The sequence below is a fragment of the Desulfobacula phenolica genome (assembly GCF_900105645.1).
Taxonomy (GTDB): Bacteria; Desulfobacterota; Desulfobacteria; order Desulfobacterales; family Desulfobacteraceae; genus Desulfobacula; species Desulfobacula toluolica.
Genome location: NZ_FNLL01000001.1, coordinates 16,161 through 37,073 on the forward strand (window position 1 = coordinate 16,161; position 20,913 = coordinate 37,073).

The 20,913-nt window shown below is 39.8% G+C and carries 17 protein-coding genes; 4 read left to right on the forward strand and 13 right to left on the reverse strand.

The genetic code is table 11. The annotated features are described in order from the left end of the window. Position 1 precedes the first annotated feature (1 nt). Together uvrC and BLT94_RS00065 are read left to right on the forward strand one after the other, a co-directional pair. A complete protein-coding gene (uvrC, locus tag BLT94_RS00060; protein WP_092229295.1) occupies positions 2-1,825 on the forward strand; it encodes an excinuclease ABC subunit UvrC in 1,824 nt (607 codons plus the stop codon). 141 nt (positions 1,826-1,966) lie between these two features. Next, entirely contained in the window at positions 1,967-3,436 is a 1,470-nt protein-coding gene (locus BLT94_RS00065) for a 30S ribosomal protein S1 (RefSeq protein WP_092229297.1), read from the forward strand. A 127-nt stretch (positions 3,437-3,563) separates the two neighbouring features. Here the strand turns inward: BLT94_RS00065 and BLT94_RS00070 are convergent, their stop codons facing one another. Continuing rightward, positions 3,564-4,457 (reverse strand): alpha/beta hydrolase, encoded by an 894-nt coding sequence (locus tag BLT94_RS00070; RefSeq protein WP_092229298.1) that lies wholly within the window; start codon positions 4,455-4,457, stop codon positions 3,564-3,566. A gap of 187 nt (positions 4,458-4,644) precedes the next feature. On the opposite strand from BLT94_RS00070, the gene BLT94_RS00075 reads away from it, so the two are divergent. After that, positions 4,645-5,511 (forward strand): HAD family hydrolase, encoded by an 867-nt coding sequence (locus BLT94_RS00075; RefSeq protein WP_092229300.1) that lies wholly within the window; start codon positions 4,645-4,647, stop codon positions 5,509-5,511. A 14-nt stretch (positions 5,512-5,525) separates the two neighbouring features. Here the strand turns inward: BLT94_RS00075 and BLT94_RS00080 are convergent, their stop codons facing one another. From BLT94_RS00080 to BLT94_RS00110, 7 genes are all read right to left on the reverse strand, one after another. After that, positions 5,526-5,954 carry a response regulator gene (locus BLT94_RS00080; RefSeq protein WP_092229302.1) on the reverse strand — a complete coding sequence of 143 codons (429 nt, stop codon included), beginning with the start codon at positions 5,952-5,954 and terminating at the stop codon, positions 5,526-5,528. A 115-nt stretch (positions 5,955-6,069) separates the two neighbouring features. Next, positions 6,070-6,738: a sensor histidine kinase gene (locus BLT94_RS00085; RefSeq protein ID WP_014956622.1), complete on the reverse strand. Its 669-nt coding sequence runs from the start codon at positions 6,736-6,738 to the stop codon at positions 6,070-6,072. Further along, positions 6,735-7,106: a response regulator gene (locus tag BLT94_RS00090; protein ID WP_092229304.1), complete on the reverse strand. Its 372-nt coding sequence runs from the start codon at positions 7,104-7,106 to the stop codon at positions 6,735-6,737. The genes BLT94_RS00085 and BLT94_RS00090 overlap by 4 nt, the downstream gene beginning before the upstream one ends. A gap of 4 nt (positions 7,107-7,110) precedes the next feature. Continuing rightward, positions 7,111-8,835: a sensor histidine kinase gene (locus BLT94_RS00095; protein WP_092229306.1), complete on the reverse strand. Its 1,725-nt coding sequence runs from the start codon at positions 8,833-8,835 to the stop codon at positions 7,111-7,113. Positions 8,836-8,857: 22 nt separating this feature from the next. Further along, positions 8,858-10,084, reverse strand: a complete 1,227-nt coding sequence (locus BLT94_RS00100) for a response regulator (protein ID WP_092229308.1) — start codon at positions 10,082-10,084, stop codon at positions 8,858-8,860. A 27-nt stretch (positions 10,085-10,111) separates the two neighbouring features. Continuing rightward, a complete protein-coding gene (locus tag BLT94_RS00105) occupies positions 10,112-12,247 on the reverse strand; it encodes a SulP family inorganic anion transporter (protein ID WP_092229310.1) in 2,136 nt (711 codons plus the stop codon). Further along, positions 12,247-12,852: a TetR/AcrR family transcriptional regulator gene (locus BLT94_RS00110; protein ID WP_014956627.1), complete on the reverse strand. Its 606-nt coding sequence runs from the start codon at positions 12,850-12,852 to the stop codon at positions 12,247-12,249. Before BLT94_RS00110 ends, BLT94_RS00105 begins: the two co-directional genes overlap by 1 nt. Before the next feature lie 366 nt (positions 12,853-13,218). Here BLT94_RS00110 and nhaD point away from each other — a divergent pair, with 366 nt between their 5' ends. Next, entirely contained in the window at positions 13,219-15,084 is a 1,866-nt protein-coding gene (gene nhaD, locus BLT94_RS00115; RefSeq protein ID WP_217641213.1) for a sodium:proton antiporter NhaD, read from the forward strand. A 178-nt stretch (positions 15,085-15,262) separates the two neighbouring features. On the opposite strand, the gene BLT94_RS00120 is transcribed toward nhaD, so the two are convergent. The 5 genes from BLT94_RS00120 to BLT94_RS00140 all read right to left on the reverse strand — a co-directional run bounded on the left by BLT94_RS00120 (position 15,263) and on the right by BLT94_RS00140 (position 20,827). After that, entirely contained in the window at positions 15,263-16,264 is a 1,002-nt protein-coding gene (locus BLT94_RS00120) for a response regulator (protein ID WP_092229312.1), read from the reverse strand. 68 nt (positions 16,265-16,332) lie between these two features. Further along, on the reverse strand, positions 16,333-17,052 hold the full coding sequence (locus tag BLT94_RS00125) for a pyridoxine 5'-phosphate synthase (RefSeq protein WP_092229314.1): 720 nt from the start codon (positions 17,050-17,052) through the stop codon (positions 16,333-16,335). Between the two features lie 110 nt (positions 17,053-17,162). Then, positions 17,163-17,636, reverse strand: coding sequence for an rRNA maturation RNase YbeY (gene ybeY, locus BLT94_RS00130; protein ID WP_083863481.1), 474 nt, complete (start codon positions 17,634-17,636; stop codon positions 17,163-17,165). Continuing rightward, positions 17,524-19,902 carry an HD family phosphohydrolase gene (locus BLT94_RS00135; protein ID WP_092229316.1) on the reverse strand — a complete coding sequence of 793 codons (2,379 nt, stop codon included), beginning with the start codon at positions 19,900-19,902 and terminating at the stop codon, positions 17,524-17,526. The genes ybeY and BLT94_RS00135 overlap by 113 nt, the downstream gene beginning before the upstream one ends. Continuing rightward, positions 19,877-20,827: a PhoH family protein gene (locus BLT94_RS00140; RefSeq protein ID WP_092229318.1), complete on the reverse strand. Its 951-nt coding sequence runs from the start codon at positions 20,825-20,827 to the stop codon at positions 19,877-19,879. Before BLT94_RS00140 ends, BLT94_RS00135 begins: the two co-directional genes overlap by 26 nt. Positions 20,828-20,913 lie beyond the last annotated feature (86 nt).

Below are 20,913 nucleotides of genomic sequence, written 5' to 3' on the forward strand. Positions count from 1 at the left end.
CATGACATCTGCAATACTGGAAAAATACCGGCAAGCCCCTCATCTACCCGGCGTTTATCTTATGAAGGATGTCAAGGGTAAAATTATTTATGTGGGCAAAGCCAAAGATCTGAAAAAGCGGCTGTCATCGTATTTTATAAAAAAAAATAATCATGATGCAAAAACAATGGCACTTCTTGAAATGATCAAGGATTTTGAAATTATTATCACCTCTTCGGATCATGAAGCTTTTATCCTTGAATCAAACCTGATCAAAGAATACAATCCAAAATATAATGTGATTCTCAAGGATGGGAAAAATTATCCATTGCTTTGCATTAACATGAATGAGATGTATCCGGCCATTCAAAAGGTAAGAAAAATAAAGGATGACAAGGCTTTGTATTTTGGTCCTTATTCATCCGGTCGCAGTGTGAACAAAACTCTGAATCAGATTCAAAAAATATTTAAGCTTAGAAAATGCAGAAACACCCAGTTTAAAAACCGGTCCCGGCCCTGCCTTAATTTTCAGATTAAGGCCTGCTTAGGGGTTTGCTGTAATGATATTTCTTCTGTGGAATATAAAAAACATGTGTGGGATGCAATCCTTTTTTTAAAGGGAAGATCAAAGCAGGTTGTAAAAAAACTCAAAAAGCGGATGATAGAGCATTCTGCATCCCTGGAATATGAAAAAGCAGCACAGATAAGGGACTCTATTCTTGCCATTGAAAACATCATGGAAAAACAGGTGGTGGTAAGCCCTGACATGCAAGACCGTGATGTTCTTGCCTTTGCAGCAGCCAGGGGCAGGGCGGTTATAACCGTAATGCAGGTTCGATCAGGGCTTTTGATTGATAACTCCCATTATCCTTTTGACCTTGGGTTTAAAGAACCCCATGAGATATTGTCCGCATTTATGGTTCAATATTATAGAAATACTGGTTTTTTACCATCGTTTATCCTGTTGAATCAGGCTATTGAAAACAAGGCTTTGCTGGAGGACAGGTTTTCTGAAAAAAAAGGGAAAAAGGTGGGCATCCATGTCCCTGTTAGGGGGGAGAAAAAAAAGCTGGTTGAGATGGCCTTTGTCAATGCATCCGGAGAACTTGAAAAAAGATTGCTCAAGGAAGAAGAAGAAAGGGCCTCCATTTCCATGCTCAAGGAACTTTTGGGAATGGAAAAACTGCCTTCAAGAATTGAATGTTTTGATAATTCCAATCTTTCCGGGCAGGACCCTGTGTCTTCCATGGTTGTCTTTAAAGACGGAAGAGCCTTTAAAGACGGGTATCGAAAATTTATTATCCGGGATTTGGATTTTCAGGATGACTATGCATATATGTTCCAGGTTTTAAAACGGCGGTTTTCACATGATCCTTCTCAAATGCCTTACCCTGACCTTTTAGTGGTTGACGGGGGCAAAGGTCAGCTTTCAATGGCACTGGCCGTCATAAAAGAATTGAATATTGAAAATAAATTTATGGTGGCAGGGCTTGCAAAAAAAAACGCACAAAAAGGTGAGGCATTTGATAAGATTTATATTCCGGGGCGATCCAACCCATTAAATACCAGTCAGGCTAAAAAAGCATTGTATCTGCTGCAGCAGGTCAGGGATGAAGCCCACAGGGTTGCCGTTACGTTTCAGAGAAACCGTCGTGAAAAACGGGCAGGACTGTCCGTTCTTGACGGTATCCCCGGCATAGGGCCTAAAAAAAAGAAGGTCCTTTTGAACCATTTCAAGGGGCTTGTTCGGATGAAGGCAGCTACTGTTGATGAGATTGCCGCACTTCCCGGAATGAATAAATCCCTGGCTGAAAACCTTATACATGCGCTTAATCAAAACAACTGAAGCAAGTATCCGGCAATCTCGCCATAAATACCGTGTTTGTTAAAAAAAACAACTTTCATTGTTTTTTTTAACTTTACACTTTGACCGGTAACGTATAGTACAGAATGCAAGAAAGAAAAATAAGTCTTCAGGAGAATAAAAATGACAGATCAGATTGATGATAATGCCAATGATAATAAGGGTGATAACACCGATGAAATGAGCTTTGCCGAACTTTTTGAATCATATGATACAAAAATAGGCCGTGAGCTGAGTCAGGGAGATATGGTTGAAGGAGAGATCATTTCCATTGGCAGCACAAATGTCTATGTTGATACTGGAACCAAAAGTGATGGTGTTGTGGCAAAAATTGAACTTTTGGATGAAAATGGAGAATTTGTATATAAAGCCGGTGACAAGCTAAAGCTTTATGTGGTCTCATTAAGTGAGAGTGAAGTCATATTGTCCAAGGCGCTTTCAGGTGCCGGTAAAGCCGCTATGCTTCAGGACGCATCCCAGGACGGAACTCCTGTGGAAGGAAAGGTTACCGAGGTTATTAAAGGTGGTTTCAGTGTGGATATCATGGGCAAGAGAGCCTTTTGCCCCGTCAGCCAGATGGATGTTAAATATGTGGAAAACCAGGAAGAATATATTGGGCAGACTCATCATTTTTTAATTACCCGGTATGAGGAAAACGGAAGAAATATTGTTGTGTCACGCCGGGAATTGCTCAACGAAGAAATAAAAGAAAAACAAAAAATTTATTTTGAAAAAGTAAAAGAAGGGGATCTGGTTCAGGGTACGGTCACCAAACTGATGTCTTATGGTGCATTTATTGAACTTATTCCGGGTGTTGAAGGGATGGCACATATTTCAGAGTTGTCCTGGTCCCGTATTGAAAAACCCGAAGAGGTGCTTCAGCCGGGTGATGTGGTTACGGTAAAATTATTAAAAATAGAGTCTGCAAAAGAATCGGATAACCTGAAAATTTCCCTGTCAATGAAACAGACATCCGCCAATCCCTGGGACAGCATGGAAAGTTCTTTTAATACCGGAGATCAAGTGACCGGAAAAGTTGTCAGGCTGACCTCTTTTGGGGCATTTGTGGAAATTGTGCCGGGTGTGGACGGTCTGGTTCATATCAGTGAAATGAGTCATACCAGAAGAATTCTCAAGCCTGACGATGTGGTACAGGTGGGAGAACAGGTCCAGGTTGTGATCAAATCCATTGATATGGACAGTAAAAGAATTTCCTTGAGTATCAAGGATGCTCTGGGAGATCCATGGACAGGGGCTGCTGCTAAATATGAAATCAATTCAATTGTAGAAGGACGCCTGGAAAAAAAGGAAAAATTCGGTCTTTTTATTAATATTGAACCGGGTGTGACCGGTTTGATGCCGGCATCCAATATCAGTAACGCTACAAATTCTTCGGATTTTGAAAAATTAAAACCCGGAGATTCGGTCCAGGTGATGATTCAGTCGGTTGATGAGGAAAATAGAAGACTTACTTTGACATCACCCGATCAAAAAGACGGTGACAATTGGAAACAATTTGCAGGCAGCAAAAAATCATCGTCCCTTGGAACAATGGAGAGTTTGTTTCGTGAAGCCATGAAAAAGAAAAAATAGGTATGGGTATTTTATCAAGATGCAGTGAAAATTTATGTCGGATATAAATATTTGTGCAGGATATAATCAATGGTTCGGTAATTTTTTTATCGAACCATTGATATTGTATCTGAATGATTTATGTTATTCAGGAATATTGTTGAATAAAATCACCTGTTTTTTGAATAGCCTGTCTTCCCTCGGAAAGATATTTGGAAAAATAGTGCCATACATGAAACATATCTTCCCAGATCTCCAGTTTGACTGTTGCACCTGATTCTTTTAGTTTCTGTGCCAGTATTCTGGAGTCGTCAATCAGTATTTCATGTTCTCCTGCCTGGATCAGTATGGGGGTTATTCCTGAAAAATTATTGTTAATGGGAGATATCAAGGGATTTGAAAGGTCTTGATCCGTATAAAGACGGGCTGTTTTTTTTAATACGGATTGAGTGAGCATGGGGTCTTTTTCCTGGTTTTTAATGTGAGATTTGTTTTTGCATTCAAGGTCAATCCAGGGAGATAGCAATACCGAACATACCGGCAAAGGGGATTTTTCCATGAGCAGCCCTGACAAAAGAGCAAGTGTTAGGCCTGCACCTGCGGAATCACCTGCAAGGCTTATTTTATGCGTGTTCCCATAGTTGTCCAGCAGCCATTGATACACGGTTTTTACATCTTTAAGCCCTTGGGGAAAAGGATGTTCAGGTGCCAGGCGGTAGTTGAAAATTAAAACTTTTGCACTGCAGGCGGTTGCTATGCGTGATGCAAGATCCCTGTGGGAGTTGATGGAGCCGGCAATGTATCCTCCCCCGTGGGTATACATGACAATCCGGTTTTCATGGTGATGCAACGGAATAAGCCATTGGGCGTCAATGGTTTTGATGCGAACAGGTAAACGGTTTACGGATTTGTCAGGTTTAAATGCAATAGCGCTTTTTTCAAGAAGCAGTCTGTAGTTGTCAATTCCAACCGATTCATAAGTGGGGCGTGATCTTAATTGTTTAAAAATGGCTGATAATATGTGTGATATTTGTTTGTTCATAATGTAACCCCCATGTTCTTACGAGTGCAAAAAAACATGAAAAAAAGGTATCACAGTTTGCTGGAAAACCAAATGTTTTTTATAACTGCCATGGGCAGACCTGTTGTTTTACCTTGGTTTGCTACAACAAAGATTAAAAGTTCCTGTGTGAATTTTTTAAGACTTTCTTGTAAAAAAGGAGACTGATTTGAAACCTGTCCCCAAAGCAAAGCAGCTTTTTGTTACGGATTTTGACGGAACTTTGTTAAAAGACGACAAAACCATCTCACATGAAGATTTTACAACGCTTGAAAAGCTCAGGCAAAAAAAAGTGGTGACTGCCATTGCCACCGGCCGGTCTCTGGGTTCATTGATGAAAGCGTTGATGGCTATCGGTATGGATAGCGGCGACCGACTTTTGCCTGTTGATTATGTCATATTCTCAACCGGTGCCGGAATAATGCAATTCCCAAGCTGCAAGGTAATCTGGCAACGGTCTGTGCCACCGTTGGATGTTAAAAAGATAACCCGTTATTTTGATCATCAAAAATTTGACTATATGGTGCATCAATCCATACCCGATACAATCCGGTTCCTCTATAAATTTCATGGCAGTCACAATCCTGATTTTCATGCCCGGCTTGCGCTTTACAGGGAATATGCCTTTCCTCTGGCAGGAACGGATTTTGATTTTGGAGCGGCCACTGAAGTATTGGCCATTATACCGGGCCAAGCGGATATGGCTGCCATAGAGCTTATAAAAAAAGATTTATCCGCGTTCAGTGTTATTCATGCCACATCTCCTCTTGATCATCAATCTGCATGGATAGAGGTTTTCCATAGGGATGTATCTAAAGCAAAGGCTGTTTCCCGGCTTGTTTTAAAGCTTGGCATAAGCCGGGAAAATGTTGTTTCAGTGGGAAATGATTATAATGATCAGGACCTTCTGGCCTGGTCAGGTATCGGATTTGTTGTGGAAAATGCACCCGGCATTCTTAAACAGCAATATAAGACTGTACCGTCCAACAATCAAAGCGGTATGACAAGGGCGGCAAGAGAGTCGGGATTGGTTTAGCCGGTTAAAATCATTTACCAACCCTTGCTTCCCATAATGTCCTTGATTCGTTCTTCGGATTCTTTTTCAACGATAATCATTTTTTTTGCCTGGGCCTTGTGAATTTTTTCTGCCAGTACTGACAGATCAGTCGGTTTTTCCAACAGATCCATAGCCCCTAGCTTCATGGCTTCAATTCCCTTTTCCAGAGTGGCGTGTGCCGTCAGTAAGATCACCTGAATTTCCGGTCTTTTGGCTTTTAATATTTTTAACGTTTCCAATCCATCCATTTCAGGCATTTGAAGGTCTAAAACAACAGCATCAAATGACTTTTCTTCCACAAGTTGCAATGCTTTTGAAGGTGATGTCTCTGCTGTGACATCCATTCCTCTTACCCGCATCCGTTCTCCTAATGAGTCGATGAAATCTTGTTCGTCATCAATGATCAATACTTTTTCTTTCATGGCGATTCTCCTTTTTTAGAACAATTATATCAAGTTATTTAACATTATTTCCAGATTTTGTTTTTTATGTATGAAAGTTTTTAAAAAACCAAACAGTGACTTTCATAAATGATATTTATCCCTGCGTCTTTTTGGCAACTTTTAATATTATCTCATTGTCTGTTTCGCTGAAAATTAGTTGGGCTGAAAGTGTTTTCATTGTTTTTTGGGCGGCTTGTGAACATAGTATGCTTTCAAATCCTTTTTTGATATTGCCCTGAGAACAAAAGCTGATTTTTAATTCGGAAATTTGATCAACGGGTTTTATTTCCATTGTTTTGTCAGGCCCTACAGCTGTCATTGTCGAATCCATAATTAGCCACACAAGGTGGAGCAAAAAGAAAAACTGTGTGGAAAGAAAAATTTTATGTTTGGGGAGAATCAGCTTGATTTCTATCATTCGATTAGAAGCAATTCGTGAGCCAAGCAAAACAGCTAAATTGAGAACCTCCCCAACATCAATTGTTTTTTCCGGTAAATCAACACTATGTGAGAATACATTCATTCTTTTGGTGATATCATCAATCCGGTAAATTTGTTTTGTAATTCTATTGGAAATTTGATCAATTTGATTCAGGTCAAGCTGTCTTCCTGTTTGTACGGCTGCCAATAAATCCTGAAGTAACCCTGCATTTTCATTCATTATTGCAAGACAATTTTTTATTTCATGGGATATGGATGCCGTCATATCACCGAAATAACGCAATCCTCCCTGATTGATAATGTCCCATGATTCAGTATTCATGATTTTCCTTTTTGAGCTAATACTTTATCCATTTTTTCAACAAGCTGGTCGATTTGAACCGGTTTTACCAGATAAAATTCCTCTCCGGTTTCCGTACACCCGATGTCATAACATTCTTCCGAACCATGGCCGGTCATGAAAATATATTTCAATTTTGGTGAATACTCCTGCAGTTTTCTTTTGAGTTCAAAACCATCTATCCCTGGCATTTTTACATCCAGTACAGCAATATCATAGGTTTTTTTTTGCGTCATGACAATTGCATCATCAGGCGTTATTGCCCAATCGGCTTCGATTCCCCGGTAACCCAATCGCTCTGCAAGTGTTGATACCAGTTCCTTTTCATCATCAACCAAGATTACGCGCATGTTATTATTCCTTTTTCTTAACCATCATTGGTAAAAAAATTGAAAATTTTGTTCCATCATTAATAACACTTTCCACCTCGATACGTCCACCGAGTTCCTGTACCAATCCATATGTGATGGATAATCCAAGTCCGGTTCCACCCTCGGACGTTTTGGTGGAAAAAAATGGTTCAAATATATCCTTCAGGTTCTCCTTGGAAATCCCACAACCATTGTCTTCAATATCCATTTTTATCATATTTTTTGAAGTCTCATTTGCTGTTATTTTCAAACATCCTTCAGGATCCATTGCTGAAAATGCATTGTTTATAATGTTCAGTAAGATCTGCTGTAATTTTCCGCGGTCACATATAAATTCAGGTATTGTTTCAGATATGTTGATTAAAACCTGAATACCTCTGAATTCCGCTTCTTTTGTCAGAAAGATCAGCACTTCGTCCAGTACGGATTTTAAGTTGATGGTTTGCAGTTTGATCTCCATATGGCGGCCAAAACTCAGCAATTGATGTGTTATCCGGCTGCACCGTTCAACGGAATTTAATATCGTGTCAATAATTTCAATGAGCCTTGGGTCATTTTGGTAAGCTTTTTTAAAACGGAACAGGTCCTTTATCAGGCCTCCTTTTTCATTGATTATGGCCAGGGGATTATTGATTTCATGTGCCACACCTGCGGCAAGCCTGCCGATAGATGCCATTTTGTTTGCATATTCCGCCATGTGAAAATATTTTACCCGTCTTCTGTCAATAATTTTCAAACGGTTAACCAGGTATGTTGTAATGCCCCAGATCCATAGCAGAATAACCGTTATACTGACAGACAGATATTTAATAAGGTCTGTCCGGCTCTGTTGCCAGGTGGCCATAAATTTTTTTTTGTTTTTGACTACCATCAGTATGAACGGGGTATTGGGTATGTATCTGTAGGCAATAATGGAATCCTTTCCAAAAGTTTTTCCTGGGTTTTCAATTATACTGGTTTCATCCGTCTGAGAGGGAACCCTTATGGGCGTTTTTTTCAGCACATCGCCATAGAGTCTGGAACTGGTTTGCAGAACCCCGTTTTTATTGATCAAAAATGTATCACCGGAATCTATGGTTTTTACCTGTGATAAAATTTGTGTTAACTGGTCCTCAATGGTTGCCCGTAATATATAGAATTTTTTATCCGGCAATTCATGTTTGATGGCAATAGAAAGGTGAGGTACTTGTCTATAACCTAAAAACACTTCACTGATAAAGGTTCCGTGTTCCATGACTTTTTTAAACCAGGGTTGCCGGCTGTAATTTTTCCCTTCCAGGCCATATGGTCCAACATATGTCTTCTGATTCCCCTTTGCATCAATAACGCCTATGTCAACAAAGCCACTAAAGCTTTTGTTCAGATTTATTAAGATTTCTGATAATCGTTCAGGAGTTGTTAATACTTCAAACGAATTATCCTTCACAACATAGTTTAATGCATTTTTCCGTTCATTAAGGAAAAAAGAAACGGATCGCCAGGTATTTGAGGCCAGTCGAGAGGTTGTTGCAACGGCCTCCTGTCCCATTGACCGGTGAGTAAGGTTGTAGTCGATAGCCGCAAAAAAACACACAGGTATGATTGCAAACCCGGAGGTAAGAAGAAAAGAAAGAAGCCAGATGAGTCGAAAATTAAAAAGTTCTCCTGTTAAATAAGGTAAAATTTTTCCAGAAGAAATGGGAACACTGTTTTTTTTCTGTCTTGCCACCAGGTTTATCCTTTTCAGCTGATTAGGATTTTTGTTTTTTTGCGTCTTGAATTTTTTTGTTTGCAGCTTTTAATGCCTGGCTTAGCAGGTCAATATCCACAGGTTTTTGAAAGTATGCATAAGCACCGAGCTGCATGCAGATTTCTTTGTCTGCTTCAGACCCATGACCTGTTAATATGATTACCTCTATATCAGGCTGGGTCGTTTTTACTTTTTTCAGCACTTCGATACCATCTATGCCCGGCATTTTTAAGTCTAAAATCATCACATCAGGTTCGTCTTCAGCAACAAGATTTAATGCCGATTCACCGTCGTAAGCAACGGCCGATCCCATATCACGCATTTGCAAACGTTCTGAAAGTGTTTGAACAAATTCACGTTCATCGTCCACCAGTAAAACCTTTGAAGGAACTTGAAAATCATATTTCCGGTAAATGTCAGCCTTATAAAAACCTTTGCCGATTCGAGTCTCCACCGTATTAACCCCTTCAACCTTGCCGGCAATTGATTTTAATTCTTCTTCAAGCCGGCTCAACAATAAAACATTTGTATGTATTGTTAAGGTGACATGTCCATCCCGCACACTGACATCAACCGCATGTCCTTCATTTGATAAGGCAACTTCCACATGGGCAGCCTGTAAAAAATCTTCTGCTGCTTTCATTGATGCCTTTGTGGGCTGGATGACCTCACTTTTCAAGTTGCTGTCTATCAATGAGATAATTTCTTTGTCGGTCATTTTATCTGTGGGGATTATGATGTCATAAAGCGATGTATCCCAGGGGTCACTCATTTTATAAAGACTGTCTATCCATACACGAAAGACTTCGTCATCTTTTTGGATATGAGCGCAAGCCTCTTTTTCACTCATCCTTTTTTCTTTCATTGCCTGTGCAATTCTGTGTTTCATATCTGCAATCAAACAAATTCTAAGCACATGACTTACTGAATGTGGAATTAAAACACCTGCAAACCCGTCAATTAAAAAATTATTGCCTGATAAAGCCTGTGCCAATGCTAATCTTAAATAAGCTAAAGAGCGTTCCTTTTCATGGGTGAACCTGTTAAATACAGAGGTTTTGTTAAAAAAAACATTGTTAATTTTTTGTCCCGGGATACCTGAAAGCTGACTTGCGCGATCAATCAAATCCTGGTCTGATAGAATATTATAACTGCTTTTTTTTAAAATTTTTTCAATAATTATTTCTTTCCCGCAAAATGTTCCGCTTAAAAATGTCATGGCCGACATGGAAAGTCTCCTTTTTATTCTATTGATTTATAGACCCTGTCTTAAACAGGTCGTCAACAGGGGGCATTTTTTTTCTGAAGCGCCCTCATGTGTGTGTTGATGAACTTTTGCAATGGCTTTTTCCATGGTTGGATAAATGTTATGCTCACCTATCTCTTCAAGAAGATGAGTGCGTTTCATAACCTTATAGACGGATTCATTAACACCACTCAGAGAAATGCCATACCCGGCACTGCGCAACCATTGAACTATCACTGCCAGCATTTCTTCCCCGGATGCATCCATATCGTTTATTCCATTGGCTGCGATAATGATATGGCGCAATTCAGGGTTTTTGTTTATTCTGTCATTAATCTCATCTTCCAGATAGCTCGCATTTGCAAAAAAAAGTGGGCCCTCAAAACGTATCAGGTCAATGTGTTTACAGGTCATTAATTGATTCGTTTCTGAACATCTTAATGCCTTGTCTTCCGCCCTTGATAAATAGGAAACTTTTGGGCGCATACTTTTGTATAAGAATACTCCCAAGGAGAGTGCAACTCCGATATAGATGCCTTTTTCAAGATGTGGAGCAAGCAAAAGTGTTGCAATAAAAGTGATAACCGAAATAAGTCCGTCATACCATTGAGCGCGCCAGGCATGAACAAATCCTGATATGTTTACAAGTCCGATAACCGCCATCATGATTACGGATGCCAGAACCGCCTGGGGCAGATGGTATAAAAGGGGTGTGAAAAACAAAAGGGTTATAATGACAATTAAACTTGTAATAACACTGGATAAACCTGTTAAAGCACCTGCCTGTAAATTGACCGCGCTTCTGGAAAATGATCCTGAAACAGGGTAGCTCTTTCCAATGGCCCCAATCATGTTGGATATCCCCTGACCAATCAATTCCTGGTTCGGATCTAACCGCTGCCCGGTTTTGGCTGCCATTGCTTTTGCAATGGCAATGGCTTCCATAAAGCCCAGAAGAGAAATTATTACGGCAAAGGGAAAAAGCTGGATAAAAACAGAGAAGTTCAGTTGGGGTATGCTCAGTGAGGGAAGTCCCTTTGGAATATTTCCGACGACTGCACCTCCTCCCATTAACGACAGCTTTTCCGTATCAATTGGTTTGTTCCCGATTTTAATATGATAAACACGACCGTCTGATTCAACAGGATTAAAAGATTTTGAAGCAGGATAAAATAAATCCTGACCCGAAGGCGTTTTTACTGCTGTAAATTTAACCTTTCTCAAATTTGATCGAAGTTGGCCAGCCTGTTCTTTAAACTGGTTTATTTTTGATGTCATCAAGTTGATTTCAAAGTTTTCTTCTAATAAATTTAAAGATTTTCCTTTGTCTGAGTGCATTGAATCAAGTTTTGATGTTGCAATTGCCCTGTTTTTGCTTAATTCTTCTATTGACATTAATGTTGCATTAAAATTTTTAATTTGATGACGAATATCAGTCGCCTCAATTTGTTCAATGGGCACTTTGACATTATGCTCAAACCCGGTTGACCATGAAATCAAGGTGGTTGTTACTACGGCTGCAAGGACATAAGGGATTTTAGGATTTAATCGCTTAAGTCCTATCATGATACCAATCGACAAAAGACCTATAAAAAGCGTTGGCAGATGTGTAAAATCCATTGCAGCCACGATAACCCTGTAAATGGTTTCATAATGGTGATTTGCTTTATCAACATATACTCCAAACATTTTTGACAACTGGGATGAAGCAATTATAATCGCAGCAGCATTTGTAAAACCGTTTACAACAGGATGAGAAAGAAAATTTACAATCAATCCCAATCTTAATACACCCAATAAAAATTGAAAAATTCCCACGGTCAGTGCCAGCATTATGGCATACGCAATGAACGCTTCACTGCCTGCCGTGGCAAGGGGTTCTAAGGATGCTGCGGTCATGAGGGAGACGACGGCTACAGGTCCGGTTGCAAGCTGCCTGCTTGATCCGAACAAAGATGCCATCATGGGGGGTAAAAAGGCTGCATAAAGTCCATAATATGCTGGTAATCCGGCCAGTTGGGCATAAGCCATAGATTGGGGGATTAACACCAAAGCAACCGTTAATCCAGCCAGGAAATCAATTCGAAATTTTCCTATTGTATAATCTTTAAACCACTCCAAAAAAGGAAAAAATTTGGTAAGCATCAGTCTATACCTTCCATGTTTAAGTTGTTTGATTTTAATATTTTTTTACAGGCAATGATCATATCATTGAACAAAGCACTGGCATCATATAAATTATAAGTTTTGAACCTTACCACTCCATCCACCATGGAAAAAATGATTAATGCTGTTTTTCGTGAAGGCATAAAATCAATTGATCCGTCTTTTTGTCCGGTTTCTATGGCATTTTCGTATATGCTTACCAGACAATCATAAATTGCTTCTAAATTCCGGCGACACTCCGGAAACTCTTGAGCCATCTGATACGGATAATAACGATGCAGCAAAAGAAACTGATTTTCCATTTTTCCGGCCAGATAAAGGTGGAATGCAATCGAACTTTCAATCATATTCATTCCGTTTTTGAACTGCTGTTTTTCCATATAGTTTTCAAATTCCTCAAGAATCATTTCCCGGGTATGTTCAAGCACCGACAGAAACAACGTTTCTTTGTTTTTGAAATGATAAAAAATAGTCCCCTCAGCAATGCCAATAATTTTAGACAACTCTGCAGTTGAAGTCTCTCTGTATCCATTTCGAGAAAATAAAATTGTTGCAGTTTCTAAAATTGCCTGTTTGCGTTTCATTGCACATATCCCATATTGAGTATTCACTCAGATAAACTGAGTATTTACTCAGGAATAGCGCCTTTTGTTTGTGTTGTCAAGATTTTTTTGATGGATTATTTCAATTATTGTGATTTTTTTTGTTTCAGGAAATAATCTTTAATTTAAGACAATCAGGTAAAATTAAAAATTGCTTTTTTGTAAAAGATCTATTATTCAAAGGCGGTGTTTTTATATTAAATTTTTATCAGCGCCTTGGATTTGCTTTCAGGATTTGGCATGACCTAATTATAGAATTAGGAGGTCATTTTTCTTATGGTTTGACCCCCTGACGGCTTGACCCTGAAGGCTTAATATGGGGTGCTGGAATTGAAAAGGAATTATGAAATGAAGAAATTGTTTTTGGCATTGCTTGCCCTGTTGGCTGCCCCGGTTTTGGTTTGGGCATCGGGTGGAGATACCGGTCATTCGGAATTAATAGATTTTACAAAAACCACATATGGCTACCTGGGTATCGGCCTTTTTGTGGCGGCATATGCATTAGTGCCCCTTGAGAATACCATTCACCTTCGCAAGAGCAAACCCGTACTTCTTGCCGCCGGTTTTATCTGGGTACTGGTCGCATTTGCCTATATGAGCGTCGGGGATACACATACAGCCCATGTAGCCATTAAAGAAAGCCTGCTTGAGTATGCGGAATTGTTTTTGTTTCTGCTCGCTGCCATGACCTATATCAACTCCATGGAAGAGCGAAATGTATTTCAGGCCCTGAGGGCCTGGCTGGTTTCAAAGGGATTTTCTCTTAGGGTTTTGTTCTGGATTACCGGTCTTTTGTCTTTTGTCATTTCACCGGTGGCAGATAACCTTACCACAGCCCTTCTCATGGGTGCGGTCATCATGTCTGTTGGCGGTGATGATAAAAAATTTGTCGCCCTGGCCTGCGTCAATATCGTTATCGCAGCCAATGCAGGGGGTGCATTTTCTCCATTTGGGGATATCACAACCTTGATGGTGTGGCAGAATGGCAAGGTGGCTTTTACTGAATTTTTTCATATCTTTGTTCCCTCCCTGGTCAACTGGCTTGTGCCTGCTATCTGTATGAATTTTGCCGTTGCCAAGACTTCTCCCAAAAAACTGGATGAGAAGGTTGAGATGAAATACGGTGCCAAGGTTGTTATGGCTCTTTTTCTTTTGACCATTATTACGGCCGTCAGCTTTCATAATTTTCTTCAACTCCCCCCTGCAGCAGGTATGATGCTTGGGCTTGGGTATCTTGGTTTTTTCAGTTACCACATCAAGCGCAAAGAGGGGCGGATGCTCTTTTATGATAATATCTTGGGCTCAAGACAGAAGAGTTCAGCTACGACTGCTCTTTCGGCTCTTCAAGGCAAAACACATGATGAGATCACCGGGCTGGTCAATGATCTTCCCACTCCCGCTTTTATTCTTAACAAAGAGCATGTGATCACCCATTGGAATACGGCCATGGAGAAGTTGACCGGTGTTTTGGCCAAAGATAAGATCGGTACTAAGGATCAGTGGAAGCCTTTTTATCCAAAAGAAAGACCCCTTCTTGCCGACATGGTTCTGGAAGGCGATTCAAAGAAGTTGATTGACAAGTTTTATCATGGCAAAAACATGCTCAATAATTTTCTTGAATCTGCTTATGAAGTGTCTGATTTTGATCCTTCCATTGGAGAAGGGGGCAGATGGCGTTATTTTACGTCAGCACCTCTTAAGGATAAAACAGGCAAGTTGGTGGGTGTTATCGAAACCATCGAGGATATGAAAAATGTCCAGGAGAAAAAGAAGTATTTTGATATCATGGAAAGAATTTCCAGGGCGGAATGGGACACTCTGCTGTTTTTTTACGGGGTAACCCTTTGTGTCGGAGGCCTTGGCCAGTTTGGTTATCTTAGTCTGGTATCCAACTTCATGTACGGTGACCTTGGACCCACAGTGGCAAATTCCCTTGTGGGGGTTTTATCCGCCATTGTTGATAATATTCCGGTCATGTTTGCCGTTCTCAAGATGGATCCTGTCATGTCCCACGGCCAGTGGTTGCTGGTTACCCTGACAGCCGGTGTGGGCGGAAGTCTTCTCTCCATAGGTTCTGCGGCAGGCGTTGCCCTGATGGGAACCGCCAGGGGGGTTTATACCTTTGGCGCCCATTTTAAGTGGGTTCCGGTTATAGCGCTTGGCTATGTTGCAAGTATACTGGTTCATCTTTTGATTAATGCCAAATTTATGTAGTCTGGTATTGTTAAAATAAATTGATAGAGGTATGGCTCGGTCTTTGGCTGGGCCATATCTGTTTTTGCAGGTAAGCACAAGAGAGTTTGTCTGCAAGCGTAATAGTATGTTTAGCCCAAATATTTGCCGACTTTTGTTGTTGGTGTGGATTGTTTAATATGTTGTTTGCACAGGGCTTTTAGAGGTCATTCTCGTTCTTATCCAAGGCTGAGAAGTCAAATCCAGGATATAATTTTTCACAGCATGCAGGGCATATCCCGTGGGAAAACACAATGGTTGAAAAATAATCTTCAACCTGCACCCAATTGTTTTTTTCTATTTTGATGCTTTTGCAATTTGCACAGATAGGTAGAATATCCTTTGATTTTGAATCTTTTTGCAAGAGAAATCTCTGGAATTTTTTTCTAAGCTCAATGATTTTTGTGATATCCCGGACAACTGAGATAGACCCTTTGTATATGTTTGTATCACTCCAAATAGGGCTGCAGGCCAGTTCCACATGAACAGGATGGTTGCTTTTATCAAATATTTGTATCTCATACCTGCTGCTTAATCCAGTTTTTCTGTTCTGGGTTTGTCGTTGAATAATCTTAAAACCGTCTTCATCAGAGAGATCTTTGATGTTTTTTTTCAGTATTTCATCACTTGAATACCCTGTCATGATGCAAAATGCCTGGTTGGTATAGGTAAAGTTTTCATGTTCATCCACTGTGAAAACACCCTCAACAATATTTTCCGTAATGGTTCTGTACTGGTGTTCACTTTTTTCAAGCTGCTTTCGATATCGCTTGTTTTCTTCAAACAACCTTTTGTTTTCAAGAACCTGCTTAACAGTATGGCTTATCATGTCAAGATCTTCAACGGGTTTTGTAATATAATCTTTGGCCCCCATGCGCAGAGCCTTGATAATATCTTCTTTTTTCCCGGCCCCGGATATCACGATCAATGGCGTATCCGGTTTTGATTTGTGAATTGTTTTCATGACTTCAATGCCATCCATTCCAGGCATCCTTAAGTCAGTGATAACAATATCAATCTGTTTATTGAAAAAAATATCCAGGCCGCTTTCACCATTTTCTGCAGAAAAGACAAGATAGTCCTCATCTTCAAAAAAAGATTTCAGACTATCTCTAATGGTTATTTCATCGTCAATTATTAATATCGTTTTTTGATCAGTCATTGTTGCTTTTTAAAATTTAAGAGTTTTTATGTTGATAACTTTTCAACGTATCATAATTTTAAAAATTTTCAAAGCGCCCCAATTAATTGCTTCATGTCCCTGACAGCCTGGTCCATTCCTGTCAGGATGGCTCTTGCAACAATACTGTGTCCGATGCTGAATTCACTGATTTCGCTCAGTCCTTTAAAGGCTTGGATGGTATTGTATCCGATTCCGTGGCCGGCGTTTACTTCAAGTTTTAACTTGTTTCCTATTTTTGCAGCATCAACGATTCTTGAAAATTCACTTTGCTTTCGGGCATCGTTTGTGGCATCGCAAAAAGCACCTGTATGGATTTCGATCATGTCAGCATCAATTTTATGTGCAAGTTTGATCTGGTCAAGATCCGGGTCGATAAAAATGCATACGGCAATACCTGCATTTTTCAAGGTTGCTATGGCTTGCCTTATATTGTTTTCATGGGTGATAAGGTCCAGCCCCCCCTCGGTGGTGAGTTCTTCTCTTTTTTCAGGGACAAGGGTAATACAGTCAGGCTTGACATCAAGTGCGATCCCCAGCATTTCACTGGTAGCACCCATTTCCAGTATGAGTTTTGATTGTACGATTTTTCTCAGCAGCCTGACATCTCTTTCGTTGATATGTCGCCGATCTTCTCTTAAATGAACAACTATTCCGTCAGCCCCTGCTGTCTCGGCAGCAACAGCAGCGGCAATTGGTTCAGGAAATGTAACTCCCCGGGCATTTCTCAAGGTCGCCACATGATCTACATTTACAGCAAGTTGGGCCATTTGTTCTGCTCCTCCATTTTTTATGAAAATTTTAAAAAATTAATACAGTGACTTTTAATTTTGTTGTGGGCAAATCTAAAGGAAATACAAGATCTGCCCATGGCAGTTGTTTAAAAAGCATTTAAATTTTTATTTGTCTCAATCTCTCTTAACAGTTCAAGGCTTTTGTCTTCCATTTTTTTTGAATCTGCCGGGCTTGTTTCATGATCAAAGCCCATTAAATGAAGAATTCCGTGGATCAAAAGCTGGGACATTCTTTCCAAAAGAGTTATATCAGACATATCCGCCTCTTTTTGAGCTGTTTTACAAGAGATGACAACATCCCCTAAAAGGCCGGGTGTTATATCTGCAAACCGGCCTTCCTGCATGGGAAAAGCCAGGACGTTTGTGGGTTTGTCAATGCTTCTATAGGTTTTGTTGAGCTGTTGAATTTGGTTATCATCCGTAATTACAATGGATATTTCATGGGCATCACAACCCAAGGCGCTTAAGATCTGTTTTGTCTTTTGGCGGATGGTGTCCGTTGGTATTTTCTTTTTTTGCTGATTGTCGATCAGTATCTTTAGGTGATCCGTTTTTTTCATTTTTCTTTTCCTGGGCTTTGTCCGGGTATTCTATACGGCTGTGATAAATACTTGTTAAAATATTATTAAAGCTTTTTGCAATCTGGTGCAGATCTTTTAAGGTCAGTTCGCATTCTTCTAATTGTCCGTCTGCAAAAATATCATTAATCAGTTCTTTGACCCTTCCCTGGATTCTTGCAGGCGTTGGGCGTTCCAGTGCCCTGACGGCAGCTTCCACAACATCGGCCAGCATGACAATCCCGGCTTCCCTGGTCTGGGGTTTTGGGCCGGGATATCTGAAATCTTCTTCTTTTACAGTATCATTACCGCTATTTAAACTTTTTTGATAAAAATATTTGATCAGGGATGTGCCGTGATGCTGAATAATTCCTTCAATGATTTCATTGCCTAATTTATATTTTTTTGCAAGTTCAACACCTTTTTTGACATGACCGATTAAAACAAGTGCTGACATGGAAGGCGATAGTTTATCATGCCTGTTTTTACCGTCTGCCTGATTCTCAATAAAATATAATGTCTTATCCAGTTTTCCGATATCATGATAATACCCCATTACTTTCGCTTTAAGCGTGCCTGCATCAATCGCCGATGCTGCGGCTTCCGCAAGTGTGGCAACAATGATGCTGTGATTATATGTGCCGGGTGCTTCAATCATCAGCTTTTTGATCAGGGGTCTGTCCAGGTTTGAAAATTCCAGGAATTTTGAGTCTGTTGTATAATCAAAAAGAATCTCAATCAAAGGGGTGAACCCGACGGTAAAAGTAGCTGAAAAAAGACCTCCGCAAAAGGCCAGCATCATTTCTTTTGTAATAATAACAACATCGGGGCGGGCAAGAGAATAGAACCCAAGGGAAAGGGCCAGGACTGCATTGAACACGGCAAGCTTGAAACCGGCCATAATGAAATTTTTTCTTTCCTGTTTTTCCTTGATCCACCAGGCAGCAGTAATGCTGGATAAAAAGAAAAATATAAAAACCTCAAAGCTTCCTGAAAAAACAAGACTTGTGAGCAAAGAAAGAATAACTGTAAAAATAACGGCAATATCAAAACCAAGGAACAGGCAGGTCAACATGGCCGCTGCCGGTATGGGAAGAATCATGAAAAATGACATGGAAGAGATATCCCATGGAATTTCAGGATTGGCAGACTGGGCAATTTGGGTTGAAAATTTGGCAAAGGTAAGATACAGGACAAGTCCCAATATCAGGAAAAAAATGTGTCTGTTATGATCTGTTTTTAATTTTTTGTGGTCTTTTAAAAACAGAGTATAGATAACCAGGATGGAAAAAAAAGTGATTAATGCAATTCCCGTACTTGAAATAAAAATATCCTTTTCTTCTATCTGTTCTTTGAGGGCAAGAAGTTTTACCAAATGAACTTTATCAACACGTTCGCCTTCCCTTAAAATCATTTCACCGGCTTTGATCTTATAGAGGATCGGTTTGATTTGATCCTCGGTATTTCGTATTCTTTTTTCGGTTTCATTTTTATTCAAGGTAATATTTGGTTGCAGCAATCTCTGGCAAAGATCAACGATCAGGTTGGAAAGATTATAGTTGATATCTTTTAATATGGGTTGCCCCTCGATTCGAACCATGGTTTTAGCCTGATCAGGACCGTAAAAAATTTTTAAATTATTGACCGTTCGCTCTTTTTTGGAGCCGATGCTTCGAAGAATAATTCCTTTGTGGACTTCTTTGAGTAATATTTCCTTGTTTGCCACAACCCCGTTTTTAAGAATGATTTTAATAATGGCTTTAATCTTCAGGGAAATATCAGGGGCGAATTGGTGTTTATATAAGATAGAATAGGCACCTTTGCTGACTTCAATACCCAGTTTTTCTTCAAATTCAGGTTGTGTATCCAGTACAATTTCAAATGTAGGAGCAGGTTCAAGGTTTTGCTGGTCTGCTTTCTTGAACAATTCCTGGGGAATTTTCATTGCTGAATCAATATTTGAAGAGATCTTTTCTATTAGATCAGCATCAAAGTCATATACATTTTTAACGGATTCTTTGACCTCATTTTTTTTAAGATTGGTGGCTTCCTTGTCTTCAATAAAGAAGTTTTTGGGCGCTTTGATGTCCCTTTTTGCCACATCACCGATTGTATAAAAATGGGATATTTTATTTTGTCTCGGGTAATGGGTTATGGTAATGGTAAAGACAATTGTGAAAACAATCAGCAAAATCCACAATATGGAAGGTTTGGTCAAAAGGAATTTTTTTGCCTGCCTGATCTTATTTTCGTTTTTGCTTTTTTTCATAGGCGTCTATAATATTTGATACAAGTTTATGCCGGACAACGTCATGCTTTGAAAAATATATAAATTCAATTCCGTTTATATTGGTCAGGATCTTGTTTGCTTCAATCAGACCGGATTTTTTACCGGATGGAAGGTCGACCTGGGTGATATCACCTGTTACAATAGCTTTTGATCCATATCCGATTCGTGTTAAAAACATTTTCATTTGTTCGGATGTGGTATTCTGTGCTTCATCCAGAATAATAAAGGCATTGTTTAATGTTCTGCCCCGCATGAATGCAAGGGGGGCTATTTCAATGGTATCCTGTTCAATGAGTGCTTTTGCTTTTTCAAATTCCATCATGTCATACAGGGCGTCATACAGCGGCCTAAGGTAGGGGTTGATTTTCTGGGCCATGTCTCCGGGCAAAAATCCCAGGGCTTCGCCGGCTTCTACAGCCGGTCGCGTCAATATGATTTTTTTGACTTCCCCTTTTGAAAATGCCGCCATTGCCATGGCCATGGCAAGGTAGGTTTTGCCTGTCCCGGCCGGGCCGATGGAAATAACAATGTCATTTTTATTGACAGCCTCGACATACTTTTGCTGGGAAGGATTTCGAGGAGTAATGGCTTTGTTTTTGATCGTTTTAAAGACTGTTGTCAGGAAAATTTTTTTTAAATGGGAGTTGTTGTTTTTTTTTATGGTATTAATGGCTGCATCAATATCAGCTTCCTCAAAGGTGAAGTTATCTTCTAAAAGCTGATATATTTGGTTGATCAGTTTTTCAGCAAGATTGACATCCTGGGGATTGCCGTCAACCAGTATGGCGTTGCCCCGGGTATGTATTTCAACCTTAAATGCCTGGCAAATTTTATTCAGGTTATGGTTATGGTGTCCGAAAAGTTCGCGGGTGAGAGCAAGATTTTTAAAGGTTATATTTTTCATGCCCTATAGGGTGCAATTTATTTGGTTAAAGGTCAATAAAAATCTTGACTCAAAAACGACTTAATTGTTATTGAAAAGGCTCATTT

Excerpts from the sequence above, each read along its gene's own strand:
- uvrC (WP_092229295.1), top strand. The coding sequence starts at position 2 with ATGACATCTGCAATACTGGAAAAATACCGGCAAGCCCCTCATCTACCC.
- BLT94_RS00085 (WP_014956622.1), bottom strand. The coding sequence starts at position 6,738 with ATGAATACTGAATCATGGGACATTATCAATCAGGGAGGATTGCGTTAT.
- BLT94_RS00080 (WP_092229302.1), bottom strand. The coding sequence starts at position 5,954 with ATGAAAGAAAAAGTATTGATCATTGATGACGAACAAGATTTCATCGAC.
- ybeY (WP_083863481.1), bottom strand. The coding sequence starts at position 17,636 with ATGAAAAAAACGGATCACCTAAAGATACTGATCGACAATCAGCAAAAA.
- BLT94_RS00105 (WP_092229310.1), bottom strand. The coding sequence starts at position 12,247 with ATGCTTACCAAATTTTTTCCTTTTTTGGAGTGGTTTAAAGATTATACA.
- BLT94_RS00120 (WP_092229312.1), bottom strand. The coding sequence starts at position 16,264 with ATGACTGATCAAAAAACGATATTAATAATTGACGATGAAATAACCATT.
- BLT94_RS00065 (WP_092229297.1), top strand. The coding sequence starts at position 1,967 with ATGACAGATCAGATTGATGATAATGCCAATGATAATAAGGGTGATAAC.
- BLT94_RS00125 (WP_092229314.1), bottom strand. The coding sequence starts at position 17,052 with ATGGCCCAACTTGCTGTAAATGTAGATCATGTGGCGACCTTGAGAAAT.
- BLT94_RS00070 (WP_092229298.1), bottom strand. The coding sequence starts at position 4,457 with ATGAACAAACAAATATCACACATATTATCAGCCATTTTTAAACAATTA.
- BLT94_RS00140 (WP_092229318.1), bottom strand. The coding sequence starts at position 20,827 with ATGAAAAATATAACCTTTAAAAATCTTGCTCTCACCCGCGAACTTTTC.
- BLT94_RS00090 (WP_092229304.1), bottom strand. The coding sequence starts at position 7,106 with ATGCGCGTAATCTTGGTTGATGATGAAAAGGAACTGGTATCAACACTT.
- BLT94_RS00135 (WP_092229316.1), bottom strand. The coding sequence starts at position 19,902 with ATGAAAAAAAGCAAAAACGAAAATAAGATCAGGCAGGCAAAAAAATTC.
- BLT94_RS00110 (WP_014956627.1), bottom strand. The coding sequence starts at position 12,852 with ATGAAACGCAAACAGGCAATTTTAGAAACTGCAACAATTTTATTTTCT.
- BLT94_RS00100 (WP_092229308.1), bottom strand. The coding sequence starts at position 10,084 with ATGTCGGCCATGACATTTTTAAGCGGAACATTTTGCGGGAAAGAAATA.
- nhaD (WP_217641213.1), top strand. The coding sequence starts at position 13,219 with ATGAAGAAATTGTTTTTGGCATTGCTTGCCCTGTTGGCTGCCCCGGTT.